General features: G+C 65.0%; 16 protein-coding genes. 15 read left to right on the top strand and 1 reads right to left on the bottom strand.

The window, feature by feature from the left end; translation table 11 throughout:
* Positions 1-42: 42 nt before the first annotated feature.
* The 3 genes from AYK61_RS24945 to AYK61_RS24935 all read left to right on the top strand — a co-directional run bounded on the left by AYK61_RS24945 (position 43) and on the right by AYK61_RS24935 (position 3952).
* Positions 43-1059, top strand: coding sequence for a UDP-N-acetylmuramate dehydrogenase (locus tag AYK61_RS24945; RefSeq protein ID WP_121873487.1), 1017 nt, complete (start codon positions 43-45; stop codon positions 1057-1059).
* Positions 1060-1120: 61 nt separating this feature from the next.
* A complete protein-coding gene (locus AYK61_RS24940; RefSeq protein WP_121873486.1) occupies positions 1121-2671 on the top strand; it encodes an MBL fold metallo-hydrolase in 1551 nt (516 codons plus the stop codon).
* Between the two features lie 84 nt (positions 2672-2755).
* Complete coding sequence (locus AYK61_RS24935; RefSeq protein ID WP_259468274.1) at positions 2756-3952, top strand: Ig-like domain-containing protein; 1197 nt, start codon at positions 2756-2758, stop codon at positions 3950-3952.
* Between the two features lie 60 nt (positions 3953-4012).
* Here AYK61_RS24935 and AYK61_RS24930 read toward each other — a convergent pair whose 3' ends face one another.
* Positions 4013-4768 carry an SDR family NAD(P)-dependent oxidoreductase gene (locus tag AYK61_RS24930; protein WP_121873484.1) on the bottom strand — a complete coding sequence of 252 codons (756 nt, stop codon included), beginning with the start codon at positions 4766-4768 and terminating at the stop codon, positions 4013-4015.
* Between the two features lie 339 nt (positions 4769-5107).
* Between AYK61_RS24930 and AYK61_RS24925 the strand changes: the two genes are divergently transcribed.
* The 12 genes from AYK61_RS24925 to AYK61_RS24870 all read left to right on the top strand — a co-directional run bounded on the left by AYK61_RS24925 (position 5108) and on the right by AYK61_RS24870 (position 18693).
* A complete protein-coding gene (locus tag AYK61_RS24925) occupies positions 5108-6382 on the top strand; it encodes an ROK family protein (protein ID WP_183130540.1) in 1275 nt (424 codons plus the stop codon).
* A gap of 11 nt (positions 6383-6393) precedes the next feature.
* Complete coding sequence (locus AYK61_RS24920) at positions 6394-7290, top strand: alpha/beta fold hydrolase (RefSeq protein ID WP_259468273.1); 897 nt, start codon at positions 6394-6396, stop codon at positions 7288-7290.
* A gap of 9 nt (positions 7291-7299) precedes the next feature.
* The gene (gene mshA / locus AYK61_RS24915) at positions 7300-8643 is read left to right on the top strand and encodes a D-inositol-3-phosphate glycosyltransferase (protein ID WP_183130539.1); all 1344 of its coding nucleotides are present in this window, start codon (positions 7300-7302) and stop codon (positions 8641-8643) included.
* On the top strand, positions 8640-9128 hold the full coding sequence (locus AYK61_RS24910) for a YbjN domain-containing protein (protein WP_121873483.1): 489 nt from the start codon (positions 8640-8642) through the stop codon (positions 9126-9128). Before mshA ends, AYK61_RS24910 begins: the two co-directional genes overlap by 4 nt.
* A 57-nt stretch (positions 9129-9185) precedes the next feature.
* Positions 9186-10631 carry a nucleobase:cation symporter-2 family protein gene (locus tag AYK61_RS24905; RefSeq protein WP_121873482.1) on the top strand — a complete coding sequence of 482 codons (1446 nt, stop codon included), beginning with the start codon at positions 9186-9188 and terminating at the stop codon, positions 10629-10631.
* Positions 10632-10706: 75 nt separating this feature from the next.
* A complete protein-coding gene (locus AYK61_RS24900; protein WP_259468272.1) occupies positions 10707-11798 on the top strand; it encodes a BMP family protein in 1092 nt (363 codons plus the stop codon).
* 3 nt (positions 11799-11801) lie between these two features.
* Positions 11802-13304, top strand: coding sequence for an ABC transporter ATP-binding protein (locus AYK61_RS24895; protein ID WP_121873480.1), 1503 nt, complete (start codon positions 11802-11804; stop codon positions 13302-13304).
* Positions 13288-14517: an ABC transporter permease gene (locus tag AYK61_RS24890; RefSeq protein ID WP_259468271.1), complete on the top strand. Its 1230-nt coding sequence runs from the start codon at positions 13288-13290 to the stop codon at positions 14515-14517. The genes AYK61_RS24895 and AYK61_RS24890 overlap by 17 nt, the downstream gene beginning before the upstream one ends.
* On the top strand, positions 14514-15791 hold the full coding sequence (locus AYK61_RS24885) for an ABC transporter permease (protein ID WP_121873479.1): 1278 nt from the start codon (positions 14514-14516) through the stop codon (positions 15789-15791). The genes AYK61_RS24890 and AYK61_RS24885 overlap by 4 nt, the downstream gene beginning before the upstream one ends.
* Positions 15792-15890: 99 nt before the next feature.
* Positions 15891-17480, top strand: coding sequence for an AMP-binding protein (locus tag AYK61_RS24880; protein ID WP_121873478.1), 1590 nt, complete (start codon positions 15891-15893; stop codon positions 17478-17480).
* 228 nt (positions 17481-17708) lie between these two features.
* Positions 17709-18275 (top strand): DUF3558 domain-containing protein, encoded by a 567-nt coding sequence (locus AYK61_RS24875; protein ID WP_121873477.1) that lies wholly within the window; start codon positions 17709-17711, stop codon positions 18273-18275.
* Between the two features lie 16 nt (positions 18276-18291).
* Positions 18292-18693, top strand: a complete 402-nt coding sequence (locus tag AYK61_RS24870; RefSeq protein WP_121873476.1) for a hypothetical protein — start codon at positions 18292-18294, stop codon at positions 18691-18693.
* Positions 18694-18767: the final 74 nt, after the last annotated feature.

The raw sequence follows: 18767 nt of genomic DNA, 5'->3' as shown, positions 1-18767 counted from the left end.
GTGACTGAAGACGCCGGTGCGCGACCGGTAGCGTCATAGTCCGTGCCTACTGCAATTTCGGAGCTCACCACCATCCGGGTGGGCGGCCCGGCCCGTGAATTCACTGTTGCCTCGAACGCTGACGAGTTGGTCTCCCTCGTGCGCGACGCGGATCGCGCGGGAACCGATGTGCTGGTCATCGGCGGCGGATCCAACCTGGTCGTCGGCGACGACGGGTTCGACGGCCGGGTGGTTCGGGTGACCGGATCGCGGCTGGATATCGACGGCGAGATCGTGACGGTCGATGCTGGCATCGAGTGGGATGCCGTCGTGCAGGCGACGATCGATGCAGGACTGTCCGGCATGGAAGCGCTCTCGGGCATACCTGGAACCACCGGCGCGACGCCGATCCAGAACGTCGGCGCGTACGGCGCGTCGACGTCTGAGCTGTTGCACAGCCTCACCGTCTACGACCGCGAGAGCGAGCAGACGGCGGTGTGGACGCCGGAGCAGTGCGGTTTCGGAACGCACCGGTCGTCGGTGTTCAAGCGATCCTCGCGGTACGTGATTCTGGACGTGACGTTCGCGCTGAAGAAGACGACCGAGTCGCTTCCGGTTCGCTACGCGGCGTTGTCGGAGCGTCTCGACGTGCAGATCGGCGACGTCGTACCGGTGTCGGACGTGCGCGCGGCCGTGCTGGCGCTGCGCGGCGAACGCGGCATGGTGCTCGACGGAGAAGATCACGACACGTGGAGCGTCGGATCGTTCTTCCTCAACCCGGTACTGCCCGAGGTGCCCGAGGCCGCTGCGCACGCGCCCAGCTTCCCCGACCCCGCGGGAACGAAGATTCCGGCCGCCTGGCTGATCCAGAACGCGGGCTTCCCGCGCGGCTACGGCACCGAATTCGGCCGCGGCACCGCAGCGCTGTCGTCCAAACACGTACTTGCCGTCACCAACAGGGGTGGGGCAACCGCGTCGGACATCATGGCGCTGGCCGCGCACGTCCGCGACGGGGTGCAGGAGAAGTTCGGCGTCACGCTCACGCCCGAATGTGACCTCGTCAACTGCGCGCTGGGTTAGGGCCGGTCGAAACGGCGCATACGATGGAGCTTTGTTCGTCGGGCTCGTAGGAGGTAAATCAGTGCAGGTCACCAGCGTGGGACATGCGGGATTCCATATTCGGACCGAGGCAGGAAGCATCCTGTGCGATCCGTGGGTGAACCCGTCGTTCTACGCGTCGTGGTTCCCGTTCCCCGACAACTCCGGCCTCGACTGGGACGCCCTCGGTGATTGCGACTACCTCTACGTCTCGCATCTGCACAAGGACCACTTCGACCCGAAGAACCTGGCCGAGCACGTCAACAAGGACGCCACGGTTCTGCTGCCGGACTACCCGGTGCTCGATCTCAAGCACGAGCTCGAGAAGCTCGGCTTCCACAAGTTCTACGAGACGACGGACTCGGTCAAGCACACGATCTCCGGTCCCAAGGGCGATCTCGACATCATGATCATCGCGCTGCGCGCGCCAGCCGACGGTCCCATCGGTGACTCGGGTCTGGTGGTCTCCGACGGCAAGACCGTCGCGTTCAACATGAACGACGCGAGGCCGGTGGACCTGGACGTGATGACCGAGAATTTCGGTCCCGTGGACGTGCACATGCTGCAGTACTCGGGTGCGATCTGGTACCCGATGGTCTACGACATGGTCTCGCGCGCGAAGAAGAACTTCGGTATCCAGAAGCGTCAGCGTCAGATGGATCGCGCGCGCCAGTACATCGAGCAGGTCGGCTCGACGTGGGTCGTCCCGTCGGCAGGCCCGCCGTGTTTCCTGGACGACGATCTGCGCTCACTCAACGACGTCTACGGCGACCCGGCCAACGTGTTCCCCGACCAGATGGTGTTTCTCGAGCAGATGCGACTGCACGGGCACGACAAGGGCCTGCTGATGATGCCGGGCACCGCCGCGACATTCGACGGTTCCGAGCTGATCTCCCACGAGCACCCGATTCCGACGGCCGAGGCCGAGGCCATCTTCACCACCGGCAAAGCCGACTACATCGAGGCCTACGCCCAGCGTCAGGCATCGGTCATCGCCGCCGAGAAGGCAGCCTGGGCTCCCGCCGAGGGCGAGCCACTGCTCGAACCGATGCGAGGCCTGTTCGAGCCGATCATGGCGCAGACGGATCTGATCTGCGACGGCATCGGCTACCCCGTCGGAATCACGATGGGCGACGAAACCGTTGTGCTCGACTTTCCGAAACGGATCGTGCGCGAACCGATCTCGAACGAGAAGTTCCGCTACAGCTTCACCATCCCGCCGGAGCTCGTGCGCACCGCGATACGTGACCAGGAGCCGGACTGGGTCAACTCGATCTTCCTGTCCACCCGCTTCCGTGCCCGACGCGTCGGTGGCTACAACGAATTCCTCTACACGTTCTTCAAGTGCCTCACCGACGAGCGCATCGCGTACGCCGACGGCTGGTTCTCCGAGGCGCACGACGACACCGCCACGATCACGATGGGCGGCTACGAAATCCAACGCCGCTGCCCACACCTGAAAGCGGACCTGACGAAGTTCGGCATCGTCGAAGGAAACAAGCTCACCTGCAATCTGCACGGATGGGACTGGAGCCTCGATTCCGGCCGCTGCCTCACCTCCAAAGGCCACGAACTTCGTACGCGCAAACTCTGAGTCACTCCGCAGGCTCCACTCCTGTAGCTGTGAGTCTGCCCCCAAAAATCGGGGTAGTTCGCAGACGCAGGTACGTTGGACAACGTGCATGAGCAGGTAGAACAGACAAAACGGACGCGTACGGTGTGGTTGATCGCCGTGCTCGTCGCCTTGGTGGCACTCGTGGCAGGCTGCACCGTCGGATCGGGCGCGGGCGGCTCGGGCGCCGCGGCCCCGACCACCGAGGCAGCGCCCGTCGCCCAGGTCACCGAGAACCCGGTCGCAGGTGCCGCCGACGTCAGTCCCGTCGCGCCGATCTCGGTCTCCGTGGCCGACGGAACGCTCACTCAGGTCGCGTTGACCAACCCCGACGGCAAGGTCGTCCAGGGCGCGCTCTCGCCCGACAAGACCTCGTACGCCGTCACCGAGCCACTCGGCTACGGCGTGCAGTACACCTGGTCCGGCTCGGCGCTGGGCAGCGACAACAAGACCGTCGACATCACCGGTGCCTTCACCACCGTCGAACCCGACAGTCGCACGTCGGTGAGCACCAACATCGGCGACGGCCAGGAAGTGGGCATCGCCGCGCCGATCATCCTGCAGTTCGACTCCGCGATCGCGGACAAGGCCGCCGTCGAGAAGGCGTTGACGGTGACCACCAACCCGCCGACGCCCGGCGCGTGGGCATGGTTTCCCGACGACAACGGATCACGGGTGCACTGGCGACCGACGAACTATTGGGCTCCGGGCACGACGGTGGACGTGAAGGCGAATCTCTACGGGGTGAACTACGGCGGCGGTGCCTACGGTGCGGACGATGTGACGCTCGACTTCTCCATCGGCCGCAGCCAGGTCGTCATCGCCGACGCCACCAGCCACCGCATGCAGGTGGTCCGCGACGGCGCGACGATCATGGACATTCCCGTCAGCTACGGCGAGGGCAACGAGGACCGCAACGTCACCCGCAGCGGCATCCACGTCGTCACCGAGAAGCACGAGGACTTTCTGATGTCCAACCCGCCGTTCTACGAGAACGTCCGCGAACGCTGGGCGGTGCGCATCTCCAACAACGGCGAATTCATCCACGCCAATCCGCTGACCACCGGTGTGCAGGGCGCATCGAACGTCACCAACGGGTGCATCAACCTCTCCGACGCCGACGCTCAGGAGTACTTCCAGACGGCGATGTACGGCGATCCCGTCGAGGTCACCGGAACGCGCATCGACCTCTCGGCTGCAGACGGCGACCTGTACGACTGGGCCATCGACTGGCCGACGTGGGAGTCGATGAGTGCGGCGTAGCCGCAGTGGTGTGATTAAGTGCCCCCTGCGGCACTTATCCGCACCACTGCGCGCAGCGCACTATTTCCGGGAGAAGCGCCCCGGACCGGCCTGATCACGTGGCTTGATGATGATCTGGTCGAGGTTGACGTGCGACGGGCGAGACGCCACGAAGCCGATGACCTCGGCGATATCGCTCGCCACCAGCGGTGTGATGCCCTGGTAGACCGCGTCGGCCTTGTCTGCGTCGCCGTCGAACCGGACGAGCGAGAACTCGGTTTCCACAGCACCCGGCGCTACCTCGGTCAACCGCACCGGCTTGCCGAGAAGCTCGCCGCGCAACGTCCGATGCAGCACTGCCTGAGCGTGTTTGGCCGAGGTGTAGCCCGATCCGTTGTCGTAGGCCTCGAATGCCGCCACGGAGGTGATGGTGACGATCAGGCCGTCACCGGAGTCGATCAGCTTGGGCAGCAACGACTTCGTCACCTGCAATGTACCGAGCACGTTGGTCTCCCACATCCAGCGCCAGTCGTCGAGGTCGGCGTCGATCACCGGGGCCAAGCCCTTCGCGCCACCGGCATTGTTGATCAACACGTCGACGCGGGGGATGACCGCGGTGAAGGCGGCGACCGAATCCTCGTCCGTCACATCGAGTTCCAGGGCAGTACCACCGATCTCCGACGCCAACTCCTCGAGCCGGTCCAGTCGGCGGGCACCGATCACGACGTGGAAGCCGTCGGCGGCGAGTTGACGGGCGGTGGCCGCGCCGATGCCGGAGCTTGCTCCGGTGACGACGGCGATTTTGGCATCGGGGGAAATCTGTTCGGACGAGGTCATGGCGAAATTCTATGCCCGACGTGCCCCGTGCTTTCCGATGCCCGATTGGACATCGAACGCGAGGGTGCTAATTTTGGATCCATGTCCGCCAGTGAGACGACCGCGATGCGGGTCACCTATGTGACCGCGTCCCTGGGTTCTCGCTTGCCGCTTCCTCGGGAACTGTGTTGTCCCGGCCAAGGAATCCGTCTCTAGCTCCCTGTTTCGGGCTGCAGACAGTCGATTCGCGTGTCGTGGTTTCTGTACGACCACCGCACCCCTTCCTTGACCTGCATCACTTCGCTCTTCCGTCGTTGTTCGTCCACGACGGAGGTCTGCCACTGCTGAGGACCACAACCGATGTCCGTATCAACGCTGCACCACCACACCGGCCCCACCTCTCTGCGGTCTCTCCCGGGGCCCCGATCGCGCGTCCAACTCGTCGCGCCCGATCTGCGGATCGCGGACAGTCCCGCCGCGTCGGTGCTTCGGGTCGCTTGCGTCGAAGGTCCCATCTCGCGCGAGCATGCCTCTCGCGCAACGGGTTCGAGCATCGCCACAGTCAACCGTCAAGTGTCGGCCCTACTCGCCGTCGGGCTGCTCCGTGAGCGCGCAGACCTGACGGCACCGGGGGCGATCGGACGACCGCGGGTGCCGTTCGAGGTCAACCACGAACCGTTCTCGACCATCGGGATCCACATCGGAGCCGTCGTCACCGGCATCACCGTCAGCGATCTGCGGGGACGCATCCTCGGTGCCGTCGAGATACCCACGCCCGCCGGATCTTCGGAGACAGCGCTTGCCTCCGTCACCCGCAGCGCGGGTGCCTTTGCCGGACGCTGGCACCGCCGCACCCCGCTGTGGGTCGGGGTAGCGATCGGTGGCCGCGTGGACACCGCGAGCGGCACCGTCGACCACCCGCGGCTGGGTTGGGAGAACGGACGCGTCGCCGGCATCATCGGCGGCGGATTGGGACTGCCGATCTCGGTGGCCGGGCACGTCGAGGCCATGGCGGCCTCGGAGCTGCTCCTGGCGCCGCGTCTGTCGGACAGTGTTGCGGCGCAGAGCAACAGCGGAACTTCGCTGTACTTCTACGCGCGCGAGACCGCAGGCATGGCGCTGACCATCGACGGCCGCGTACACACTCCCGCGAGCGGTCCGGGTTCCATCGCGCACCTACCCACCGGATCGTCGGCGCTGTGCGGCTGCGGCAATCGGGGATGCCTCGAGGCCTCCGTCAGCGATCGAGCGGTGGTCACTGCCGCCGTCGACCGTAAGATTCTTGCGCCGCAACCACGTCCGAGCATCGCGGTGGTGTATCAGGCGGCGCAGTCGGGCTCGGAGGCCGCGCGGGAGTTGCTCGTCGAGCGGGCGCAGATACTGGGTCGGACGGTGGCGCTGCTGCGCGACATGTTCAATCCGGACCGCGTGGTACTCGGAGGCCAGGCGTTCACCGCGTATCCGGCCGGAATTCCGTACGTGGGGGAGGCCTTCGCGACGTATTCGACGTTGGCACGCAGGGATATCCGAGTGACCGGCTTCGGTGACAAGGTGCAGGAATACGCCGCAACCGTGGTCTCCCTCAGCGCCCTGTACTCCGATCCGCTCGCCTCGATGCGCAGGGCTGCCGCGTAGGTTCACCAACTATGAGCAAGCCCGATACGAGCACCCCAGCAGCAGGACCGGTTCGTCAGGCCACCGGCATCGACGGAGCCAACATCGTCTACCGCGTCAGCGGGGACCCAGCGGCGCGGCCACTGATCCTGCTGCACGGGTGGGCACAGGGCTCGGCCTGCTGGGGCGAAGGACTACTGGCCGACCTGGCGGAGCGCTACCGCGTCGTCGCCGTCGATCTGCGCGGACACGGCTATTCCGACGCCCCATCGGACGGTTACGACGACCCGAAGAACTGGGCAGGAGACGTGGCTGCCGTGCTGGCCGCCGAGGACATCACCGCCGACGCGGTGCTGCTGGGTTGGTCGTACGGCGGACTGGTGATCTGCGACTACCTCGCCGAACACGGCACGGGCGCGGTGGCGGGCATCGTGCTCGTCGGCGCGATCACCAGCATCGGCAGGGGAGAGGCAGGCGGCCGCGTCGGGACGGCCATGCGCGCGGCGATCCCCGGCGCGATGGCCGAGGAGCCTCGCGTCGCGATCAAGGCGCTGGGAAGTTTCGGGAATGCGCTCACCGGGCCCACCGAAGGCAAGGGTACGGAAGCGCAGGCACTGTTCGGTTTGACGCTGTCCACGAGGCCGCGGGTTCGCGCCGCGCTGTTCGATCGAGCGGTTGCCCACGACGACCTGCTGCGCAGCCTCGACATCCCTGCGTTCGTCCTGCACGGAACGCAGGACACCGTCGTCGACGTCTCTGCCGGACGGCACGCTGCGGAGCTGATTCCCACGGCGGTAGCGTCGTACTGGGATGGTGTCGACCACGGCCCGTTCGTAGCCGATCCGCAGCGCTTCCTCACCGAGGTGACCGAGTTCGTGAACGGTCTGAGTCTGCCCGGTCGTCAGAAGGGGGTAGTTATCGAGACGTAATGTGGAGGCGTGCACACTGAAGAAGTGATTGGACGCCAGCTGAACAGGGTCGCTGTGTTGTCCTTGCATACCTCCCCGCTGGCGCAGCCCGGAACGGGTGACGCGGGCGGCATGAACGTCTACGTGCTGCAGAGCGCGAAAGAGCTGGCCAAGCGGGGCGTGGAGGTCGAGATCTTCACCCGCGCGACGGCGTCGACCGACGCTCCCGTCGTCGAGGCAGCTCCCGGCGTGCTGGTGCGCAACATCGTCGCCGGCCCGTTCGAGGGGTTGGACAAGCACGACCTTCCCACTCAGCTGTGCGCATTCGCAGCCGGGGTGCTGCGGGAGGAAGCGCGCCACGAACCCGGCTACTACGACCTGGTGCATTCGCACTACTGGCTCTCGGGTCAGGTCGGCTGGCTGGCGCGAGATCGCTGGGGAGTGCCGTTGGTGCACACCGCGCACACTCTCGCCGCCGTCAAGAACGCGTCTCTGGCGCAGGGCGACTCGCCCGAGCCCGCCGCACGTCAGATCGGTGAGCAGCAGGTGGTGGCCGAGGCGGATCGACTGATCGCCAACACCGCCGAGGAAGCGAAGTCTCTCGTCGAGATCTACGGTGCGCAGCAGGGTTCGATCGATGTGGTTGCACCGGGAGCCGATCTGGCGCAATACAATCCGGGTGACAAGCTCGCGGCGCGCGCCGAACTCGGATTGAATCCCGACGAGTCGATCGTCGCATTCGTCGGACGCATCCAGCCGCTCAAGGCCCCCGACGTGCTGATCGCCGCGGCTGCCGAAGTGCTGCAGCGCAATCCGACGACACCACTGCGCGTCCTCATCGTCGGCGGCCCGTCCGGCAGCGGACTGGATCGACCCGACAGCCTCATCGATCTCGCCGAGAACCTCGGGATAACTGCCCGGGTGACGTTCCTGCCGCCGCAGCCGTCGGCGCGCCTGGCCCAGGTCTACCGCGCCGCGGACATCGTCGCCGTGCCGAGCTACAACGAATCGTTCGGCCTGGTTGCAATCGAAGCCCAGGCATGCGGAACTCCGGTCCTGGCCGCAGACGTCGGCGGACTCGGCGTGGCGGTGCGATCGGGCGAGACCGGACGCCTGGTGCAGGGCCACCGCACCGAGGATTGGGCGGATGCTCTCTCGTCCATGTTGGCGGACCCAGTTGCCTTGGCCGACATGGCGTCCGCGGCACCGCGGCACGCCCGCAACTTCTCCTGGGAGCACACCGCCGACGGACTCATCGAGAGCTACCGGCAGGCCAAGTTCCACTTCGACCGAGGCGAGGGACCGAGCGAGTTCTCTCCGCGACGCGTCCGAGGATTGTCGAAACTACGCAGATCAGGAGCTGTGACTGCATGAGCGAGACTGCCGAACTGATCGACCGGGCACTGAAGGACCGCGAGCTGGACTACACCCGTCGGGGCGAGGTGTTCACCGTCGAACTGCCAGGGGAACGCAAACTCAAGACGACGACGATGCTGAACGTCGGGCATCACGGGGTCCGCATCGAAGCGTTCGTCTGCCGCAAACCCGACGAGAACTTCGAGGGCGTCTACAAGTACCTGCTGCGACGCAACCGCCGCCTGTACGGGGTTCACTACACGATCGACAAGGTCGGCGACATCTACCTCGTGGGCCGAATGTCGTTGCACGCCGTCAACGGTGACGAACTCGATCGCATTCTCGGCCAGACCCTCGAGGCCGCCGACGGCGACTTCAACGTGCTGCTCGAGCTGGGATTCGCGGAGTCCATCAAACGCGAATGGGCGTGGCGCGTCTCGCGCGGCGAATCGTTGGCGAACCTGAAGGCATTCGAGCACCTGGTGGACAAGCGGGAAGCGTAACTCGCCCGAAATGGGACGGCGTTGCTGCCGGTAACGTCCGGTTCCTAGCCTGAAGCGATGACCAGGCCAGAGGACGCTCGCCCGCCGGTGCTGCAGATGTTCGGATACGGTCTGCAACACATTCTCTCGATGTTCGGCGGCGTCATCGCCGTTCCGATCATCGTCGGTGGAGCGGCCGGGCTCTCGGGGGCCGATCAGGCACTGTTGATCTCGTGCGCGTTGTTCGTCAGTGGCGTGGCAACGGTGCTGCAAACGATCGGCATCCCGTTCTTCGGCTCGCAACTGCCGCTGGTACAGGGCATTTCGTTCGCTTCGGTCTCGACGGTTCTCACGATCATCGGCAGCGCGGAGGACGGGCGAACCGGACTGCGCACGGTGCTCGGAGCAGTTCTGGTGGCCGCGCTGATCGGATTGGCGATAGCCCCGTTCTTCTCCAAGATCGTTCGGTTCTTCCCGCCGCTGGTGACCGGATGCATCATCACCGTCATCGGACTGTCGCTGATGCCGGTGGCGGCACGCTGGATCACCGGCCAAGAGATGGTTGGCGGTGCGCCGAACCCGAACTACCTGGACCCCGGCAACATCGGGCTGGCGATGTTCACCCTCCTCGCCGTGCTGGTGATGACCAAGATTCCCGGACTGTCGCGGCTGTCGATCCTGCTCGGACTCGTCGTCGGCACCATCGCGGCACTGATCGTCGGCAAGACCGACTTCGGCGGCGTCGCCGACGCGTCCGTGGTAGCCGTCCCGACACCCTTCGCCTTCGGCTCACCGATATTCGCGATCGGCGCGATCGTGTCGATGACCATCGTGATCCTGGTGATCATGGTCGAGACCACCGCCGACATCCTCGCCGTCGGCGAAGTGGTCGGAACCGACGTCGACTCCAAGCGCGTCGGTGACGGCCTGCGCGCCGACATGGTGTCCTCTGCCGTCGCCCCGATCTTCAACACCTTCCCGGCCACGGCCTTCGCTCAGAACGTCGGGTTGGTCGCGATGACCGGCATCAAGAGCCGCTTCGTCGTCGCGATGGGCGGCGGCGTGCTTGCGCTGCTGGGCCTTTCGCCGGTACTCGCGGCCGTCGTCGGGGTCGTCCCGCTTCCGGTGCTCGGCGGTGCCGGAATCGCGCTGTTCGGAACCGTCGCAGCCAGCGGTATCCGCACCCTCGGCAAGGTGGACTACGACAACAACACCAACGTCGTCATCGTGGCGGTGACCTTGGCGTTCGGTCTCATACCCGTTGTCGCGAGCGACTTCTGGGACGAATTCCCGGACTGGTTCGTCACGATCTTCCACTCCGGAATCAGTGCCGCCAGCATCGTCGCAGTGGTGCTCAACGTATTCTTCAACGTATTCAAGCCCGGTACGCCAGCGAACCCATCGGTGGTGGCAGCGGGCCCCGCAGTGATGGTGCGTGAGGACGAAGCGAAGGTGCTCGGCGACGGCGGAAGCTTGCCCGACAGGGCTGTGCCCGACAAGGCTGTGCCCGACAAGGACGCCTGAGTGAAATCCTGCGCGCCCCCGCCCGCACGAGTACCGTCCCGGACCAGAAGAAACACATCTAAATTGGAGGACATCTTGTCATTCGTCACCCGCACGAGCACGCGGAAGGCAGCACTCGGCGGCGTCGCGTCGCTCGGTGCCATCGCCCTGATCGCAGGCTGTGGATCTGCCCCCGAAGACGAAGGATCGGGCGGAGGCGGATCGAGTGACTTCCTGCCCTGCATGGTCTCCGACAGTGGCGGATTCGACGACAAGTCGTTCAACCAGCTCGGGTTCGAGGGCTTGACCGAGGCCTCCGAAGAGCTCGGCGTCGAGCCGCGCACCGTCGAGTCCGCATCGCCCACCGACTACGGCCCCAACATCAACAACCTCGTCGATCAGGGCTGCAACCTCATCGTCACCGTCGGATTCGATCTGGCCGACGCCACCAAGGTGGCCGCCGAGGCCAACTCCGACATCGACTTCGCGATCATCGACGATTCCACGATCGATCTGCCGAACGTCAAGCCGCTGACCTACGACGCGTCGCAGTCCGCATTCCTCGCCGGCTACGCGGCCGCGAGCTACAGCACCACCGGTGTGGTCGGTACGTTCGGTGGCTCCCAGTTGCCGACCGTCACCATCTTCATGGACGGGTTCGCCGACGGCGTGAACTACTTCAACGAGCAGAAGGGCGAGGCAGTCCGCGTCATCGGCTGGGACGTGCCCTCGCAGAACGGCTCGTTCACCGGCGGATTCACCGCCAACGAGGTCGCGAAGAACACCGCCCAGGGTCTGATCGACCAGAACGCGGACGTCATCTTCCCGGTCGGCGGTCCCATCTATCAGAGTGCGGCACAGGCCATTCGCGACTCTTCGCGTCCCGTCGCCCTCATCGGTGCCGACGCCGACGTCTTCGAGTCCGACCCCTCGGTCGGCGACCTGTTGCTCACCTCGGTGACCAAGGGACTCAAGACCAGCGTCGACGAGGTCGTCGCCAACTCCGGTGCCGATGCGTTCGACAACACCCCGTACGTGGGCACGCTCGAGAACGACGGAGTCGGTATCGCACCGTTCCACGACTTCGAGTCCGAGGTCGACCCCGCACTGCAGGGCGAGCTGGACACGATCGAGGCCGGCATCATCGACGGTTCCATCACCGTCGAGTCGCCGTCTGCACCCAACTAGTTCATGAAGCTCGAACTTCGCGGAATCACCAAACGATTCGGCTCGTTGATCGCCAACGACCACATCGATCTGAGCGTCGAATCCGGCGAGATCCACTGTCTCCTCGGCGAGAACGGTGCAGGCAAGTCCACGTTGATGAACGTGCTCAGTGGCCTGTATCGCGCCGAGGAGGGTCAGATTCTGCTCGACGACGTCGAGCAGAATTTCGCCGGACCTGGCGAGGCCATGACTGCCGGAATCGGCATGGTGCATCAGCACTTCATGTTGATTCCGGTGTTCACCGTTGCCGAGAACATCGTGCTCGGTAACGAAACCACCTCGCTCGGTGGACGACTCGACCTCGTGGCAGCGCGGAAGCTGGTGCGGGAGATATCCGCGAGGTTCGGCTTCGACCTCGATCCCGATGCTCTCGTCGACGACCTCCCCGTCGGCGTGCAGCAGCGGGTCGAGATCGTCAAAGCACTCTCTCGTGAGGCGAAGGTGCTCGTGTTCGACGAGCCGACAGCCGTCCTGACGCCGCAGGAAACCGACGATCTGATGCGGATCATGCGGGAACTCGCGGCGTCGGGCACCACGATCGTCTTCATCACCCACAAGCTGCGCGAAGTACGCGAAGTGGCCGACAAGATCACCGTCATCCGGCTCGGCAAGGTCGTCGGCGAAGCGAAGCCGACCGCCAGCAACACCGAGCTCGCCGCACTGATGGTGGGACGCGATGTGCAGCTGACGGTCTCGAAGGACCCGGCCACGCCCGGGGACGCGGCACTGGTGATCGAGAACCTGTCGGTGTTCGACGCCCAGGGCAACAAGACCGTCGACGACGTCAGCCTCGAAGTCGCGGCGGGAGAGATCCTCGCCATCGCCGGCGTGCAGGGAAACGGTCAGACCGAGTTCGTCGAAGCGCTACTCGGCTTGCAGGACAACGTATCCGGCAAGATCAGTCTCGACGGCAACTCGCTCGTCGGGTCGACGGTGCAGGACGTGCTCGACGCAGGCGTCGGCTTCGTCCCCGAGGACCGCACCGTCGACGGACTGGTGGGTGAATTCTCCATCGCCGAGAACCTGATGCTCGATCGCTCCAACAGCATGCCGTTCGTGCGGCGCGGCGCGGTGCAACGTGAGTATCTGGACACGTTCGCGTCGGAGAAGCTCAGTGAATTCGACGTTCGCGCACCGGGAATCGGCACCGCCGTCGGACGCCTCTCCGGTGGCAACCAGCAGAAGGTGGTGCTCGCGCGAGAACTGAGCCGTGATCTGCGACTGTTCGTCGCAGCGCAGCCGACTCGTGGAATCGACGTCGGATCCATCGAATTCGTGCACAAACGCATCGTCGCCACCCGGGACTCGGGGATCCCGGTCATCGTGGTGTCGAGCGAACTCGATGAGGTCGCCGCACTGGCCGACCGCATCGCCGTCATGTATCGAGGAGCAATCGTGGGAATCGTCCCCGGGGATACATCCCGCGAAACACTCGGCTTGATGATGGGCGGTGAGCGCAGTGAGTGAGGCCGAGCAGCCGTCGAAGTCTCATGTCGTGTTGCGGCAGATCTTCACCGGCAGCGCGATCATCTCGGTTCTCGCGGTACTCCTCGCGCTGATCGTCGGTGCGGTGCTCATCGCCGCCACCAACTCGGGCGTACAGGAATCGGCCGGGTACTTCTTCTCCCGTCCCTCGGACATGCTGACGGCGATCTGGGATTCCGTTGCGGGAGCGTACTCCTCGTTGTTCCAGGGCTCCGTGTACAACTTCCGGCGCCCCGGATTCGAGAACGGCATCCGACCGCTGATGGAGACGCTGACGTTCGCGACCCCGCTGATCGTTGCGGGACTCGGTGTGGCACTGGCGTTCCGCGTCGGAATGTTCAACATCGGTGGCCGCGGACAGATGCTGATCGCCGCGGCGTGCGCAGGCTGGGTGGGATTCGGAGTGAACCTGCCCGCGGGTATCCACCTGCTGGTGGCCGTCGTCGCCGGAGTCCTGGGCGGTGCAGTGTGGGGCGGTATTGCCGGATTCCTCAAGGCGCGCACCGGCGCTCACGAAGTGATCGTCACCATCATGCTCAACTACATCGCGTTCTACCTCGTCGCGTACCTGCTGCGTACTCCCGGTGCTCTGCAGGCGCCGGGATCGAACAATCCCAAGACCGCGCCCATCGCGTCGACTGCGGTGTTCCCCAAGCTCTTCGGCGACCGCTACAGCCTGCACCTCGGATTCGTGCTGGTGATCATTGTGACGATCGCGGTGTGGTGGCTGCTCGAGCGATCGAGTCTCGGCTTCCGCTTCCGCGCCGTCGGCGAGAACCCGCACGCGTCCCGCGTCGCAGGCATGAACGTCAACCGGATCTACCTGTACGCGATGATCCTGTCGGGCGCACTGGTCGGCTTGGCCGGAGTGGCGCAGGTGCTCGGCACCGTCACCACCGGTTTCAGCGCAGACATCGACGCCGGAATCGGATTCGACGCCATCACCGTCGCACTGCTCGGCCGATCGAAACCCTGGGGAGTGTTCTTCGCGGGAATCCTGTTCGGCGCGTTCAAGGCCGGCGGGTTCGCCATGCAGGCAGCCGAGGGCGTACCCATCGACATCGTGCTCGTCGTGCAGTCGGTGATCGTGTTGTTCATCGCCGCGCCGCCACTGGTCCGAGCGGTGTTCCGATTGCCCAAACCCGGTGAGGAGAAACTCGCGAAAGCCGAGACGGCGAAGGTGGGTGCACTGTGACCACCTCTACCGAGTCCGTCGGTGCCCCCGCCGGGGCGGTACTGGGGCGCAGCTGGAAGGTGCCGTCGATCCTCGGGGTCGTGACACTGCTCGCGCTGGTGCTGTTCGTCGTCAAGAAGGGCTCGGGGACAAGCACATTCGCGTTGGCCTCGGAGGACGACTTCTTCGCGTTGCCGGCCGTGGGCGTGCCGTCGTTCGGCACCGGTCTCGTCGTGGTGGTGCTGCTGGCCGTCATCACCGCCTACGCGACGTTCCTGGCCGCGCAGCACCGCTCGACGCCATTGTGGCTGCTCGCGGTGTTCGCCGTGCTGTTCGTCTTCGGATTCCTGGCCTGGGCCGCGGACGGTGAGACCATCCCCGTTCCCGGATTGCTCATCGGCGCAGTCGCTCTGAGCACCCCACTGATCTTCGGCGCCATGGGCGGTGTGATCTCCGAACGCGTCGGCGTCATCAACATCGCCATCGAAGGTCAGCTGCTCGCAGGTGCTTTCGTCAGCGCCGTCGTCGCGTCGATCACCGGCTCCACGTACGTCGCGCTGCTCGCTGCGCTGGTTGCCGGCGCGTTGACCGCGTCCCTGTTGGCTGTGTTCTCGATCCGCTACTTCGTCAACCAGGTCATCGTGGGTGTGGTGCTCAACGTGCTGGTAGTCGGACTGACCAGCTTCCTGTACTCGGTGGTGCTTACCAAGAACACCGAGACACTCAACTCACCACCGCGTTTCGGGCGAATCGACATTCCGGTGCTCTCGCAGATTCCGATTCTCGGCCCGGTGCTGTTCCGTCAGACACTGATCGTGTACCTGATGTACATCGCCGTCGCGCTCGTGTTCTTCGGGCTGTTCCACACCAAATGGGGTCTGCGACTGCGTGCCGTGGGTGAGCATCCGCAAGCTGCCGACACCGTGGGAATCAATGTAGCCCGCACCCGATTCTGGAACGTCTGCCTCGCCGGTGCCATCGCCGGACTCGGTGGCGCGTACTTCACGCTCGGCTCCGTCGGAGCGTTCGGCAAGGAGATGACGGCGGGTGCCGGCTACATCGCTCTCGCCGCCGTGATCTTCGGCCGCTGGGATCCGGTACGTGCGACGCTGGCCGCACTGCTCTTCGGGTTCGCGTCGAATCTGCAGAACGTACTGGGCATCATCGGCTCGCCGGTACCCAGCGAGTTCATGCTGATGCTGCCGTACGTGGTGACCATTTTCGCCGTCGCGGGCCTGGTGGGCCACGTCCGAGGGCCCGCCGCAGCCGGCAAACCGTATGCGTCCCGAAGTTAGCGTCCGCACTACCTGACTCGGCGGTAGGGTCGCTGTCCGTTGTGACCGCTTTCACTGTAGGGTTCGTTCATTGTTGCCGCAGTTTTTCGAAGGAGAGCCATGAGCTTCCGCAGTCCCTTTCCCGATGTCGAGATTCCCGAACTCAGCGTCTACGACTTCCTGTTCGGATCGATCGCCGAGTCCGACCTCGACAAGCCTGCACTGATCGACGGAACGTCGGGTGCGGTCACCACCTACAAGTCTCTGATCGGTCAGATCGACGCCATCGCAGGCGCTCTGGCCGCACGCGGACTCGAGGTCGGCGACGTCGTCGGACTCCACTCGCCGAACGTGCCCGCGTTCGCGTCGGTGCTGCACGGCATCCTGCGCGCAGGCGGAACCGCAACGACCATCAACGCGCTGTACACGGCAGAGGACATCGCCAAGCAGCTCACCGGCTCGGGCGCGAAGTTCCTGTTCACCGTCTCCCCGCTGTACCCGCAGGCCAAGGCCGCCGCGGAGAAGGTCGGCCTCGACGCCGATCACGTCATCGTGCTCGACGGCGCAGAGGGCCACCCCAACCTGCGCGACCTGCTCACCCAGGGCGCAACTGCCCCCGAGGTCTCGTTCGATCCGGCCACACACGTCGCAGTGCTGCCTTACTCCTCCGGTACCACGGGTGTGCCGAAGGGCGTCATCCTCACCCACCGCAACCTCGTCGCGAACGTGGCGCAGATGGAACCGCGCGTCGGAATCGACAGCGACGACGCGATCCTGGCGCTGCTGCCGTTCTTCCACATCTACGGCCTGACGGTGCTGCTCAACATCGCGCTGAAGCTGCGCGCGCATTTGGTGACCATGCCGAAGTTCGACCTCGTCGAATTCCTGCGGATCATTCAGGATCAGAAGCTGACGTACCTGTTCATCGCACCGCCGGTGGCCGTCGCGCTCGCCAAGCACCCGCTGATCGATCAGTACGACCTCTCCAGCGTGCACACCGTCTTCTCGGGCGCGGCACCGCTGGACGAGGAACTGGGCAAGGCCGTCGCGAAGCGTCTGAACACGCGGGTGCGTCAGGGCTACGGCATGAGCGAGCTCAGCCCCGTCAGCCACGCCATCCCGTTCGACCGCGACGACATGCCGCTCAGCTCGGTGGGTCAGCCGCTGGCGAACACCGAGAACAAGCTCGTCGACCCGGGCACGCTCGAGGAGATCGAGCTGCCCACAGAGGGATTGAGCAAGCCCGGTGAACTGTGGGTCAAGGGACCGAACGTGATGGTCGGGTACCTCAACAACCCCACCGCCACCGCAGAAACCCTCGACTCCGACGGTTACCTGCACACCGGCGACATCGCCGTCGTCGACCCCGAGGGTGTCGTGTACATCGTCGACCGCCTCAAGGAACTGATCAAGTACAAGGGCTACCAGGTGCCCCCGGCCGAGCTAGAGGCATTGCTGCTCACGCACGAGGAGATCGCCGACGCCGCCGTCATCGGTGTGCTCGACGACGAGGGCGAGGAAATCCCCAAGGCATTCGTCGTCCGCCAGCAGGGCGCCACCATCGACGAGGAAGGCATCATCGCATTCGTCGCCGAGCGAGTGTCGCCGCACAAGAAGGTACGACGTGTCGAGTTCATCGACATCGTCCCGAAGTCTGCGGCCGGCAAGATTCTGCGCAAGGACCTGCGCGCCGCGGAGGCCGGAAAGTAAGACTGGCGTTCCGCAACAACACCCCGTCCCACACTGTGTGGGGCGGGGTGCTGTGTGTTTGTGGGCCAACGTATTCGGTGGAACCTCGCACCCTTTTTCCGGACCGCGCGACCCTGATCCGAGGCGAGTACGGGCGCGCGATCGGTAGTGGGGGTGTGAGGTTGCGTGGAACCGGGTCGGCGTTCGCTGCGTCCAAGCCGGTGGGTGGGTTCGACGAAGGGGAGCGGTGTGAGCGTGACGCGGTGGTGGGCGGCGGGTCTGGTCGGCGTGATGGTGTCGGTCGCTGGATGCGGCGGAGCGACAGAGGGTGCGCCGATTGCAGAGCCGACCACGACTTCGGTGGTTGCGACGCCGGTGGCAGACGAGCCATGGGATCCCTGCACCATCCCGGACAGTGCCGTCGAGGCAGCGGGATTGGATGTGGACAGCAAGAGCACGAACCTGTTCGGAGACGCGCCGTTGTCCACCGACTGGAAAACGTGCATCTGGACGGACCCTGATCCCGGGTCGTGGTACTTCCTGGGAGTGTTCTCGGGCTTCCACTCATTGGACGATCTGCGAAGCAACGACCGCTTCGGCCAGTTCTCCAAGGTCGACGAACTGGGCGGCTATGAGTTTCTGCGCGCGGACCGTCCGGCCGGGCGAAGTTGTGGCGTCGCGTTCGAAGTCGAGAAGGGATTGGTGTACTTCGTCCTCGACACTCGTGCGGCGAGCGAGCCAGAACGAGATCCGTGTGTGGAAATCGAGAACATTGCGCGCACCACGCGCGCATCGCTGCCACCTGTTTCGAACTGAACTGAAGGCTATGACTATGGGACAAAACCTTGGGGATCTGTTCGACTCGATGCAGTACTGGCGGCACCTGTCGGATCAGGCCGAAGCCGGAATTCTGGAGATACCGGAAGATGTTGCGGCGCAGTGTGACGCCGCATGCGCCACGTACATTGCCCACCTGGAGGGCATGGTGCAAAAGACGGAGTTTCTCGTCGATCTCGAGGCATTCGGCACGCTTCCTTCAGCTCAACAGCTGGGTCGCAAGTTCAAGCGACTCGCCGATGGGGAAGAACGGTCGGCGGCTGTCGCGATCAGGCAACACATCGAGGTCATTCAATTGATGCGGTCCGTGTTTCGGCGCTACTTCGTCGAGACCGAAGAGGTCGATCAGAGTGTGCGAGCTCGGATCGGCGGTATCGGGGCGGGTCTGGGGGAGTGAGCCCGCAACCTCACACCCTTTCTGCACACCTCACACCCCGGATTCGACGTGAATGCGCGCGCTCGGTCGGCAAA

The sequence above is a fragment of the Rhodococcus sp. SBT000017 genome, from assembly GCF_003688915.1.
In the GTDB taxonomy this organism is placed as follows: domain Bacteria; phylum Actinomycetota; class Actinomycetes; order Mycobacteriales; family Mycobacteriaceae; genus Rhodococcoides.
This window is presented reverse-complemented; position numbering and strand designations above follow the sequence as displayed.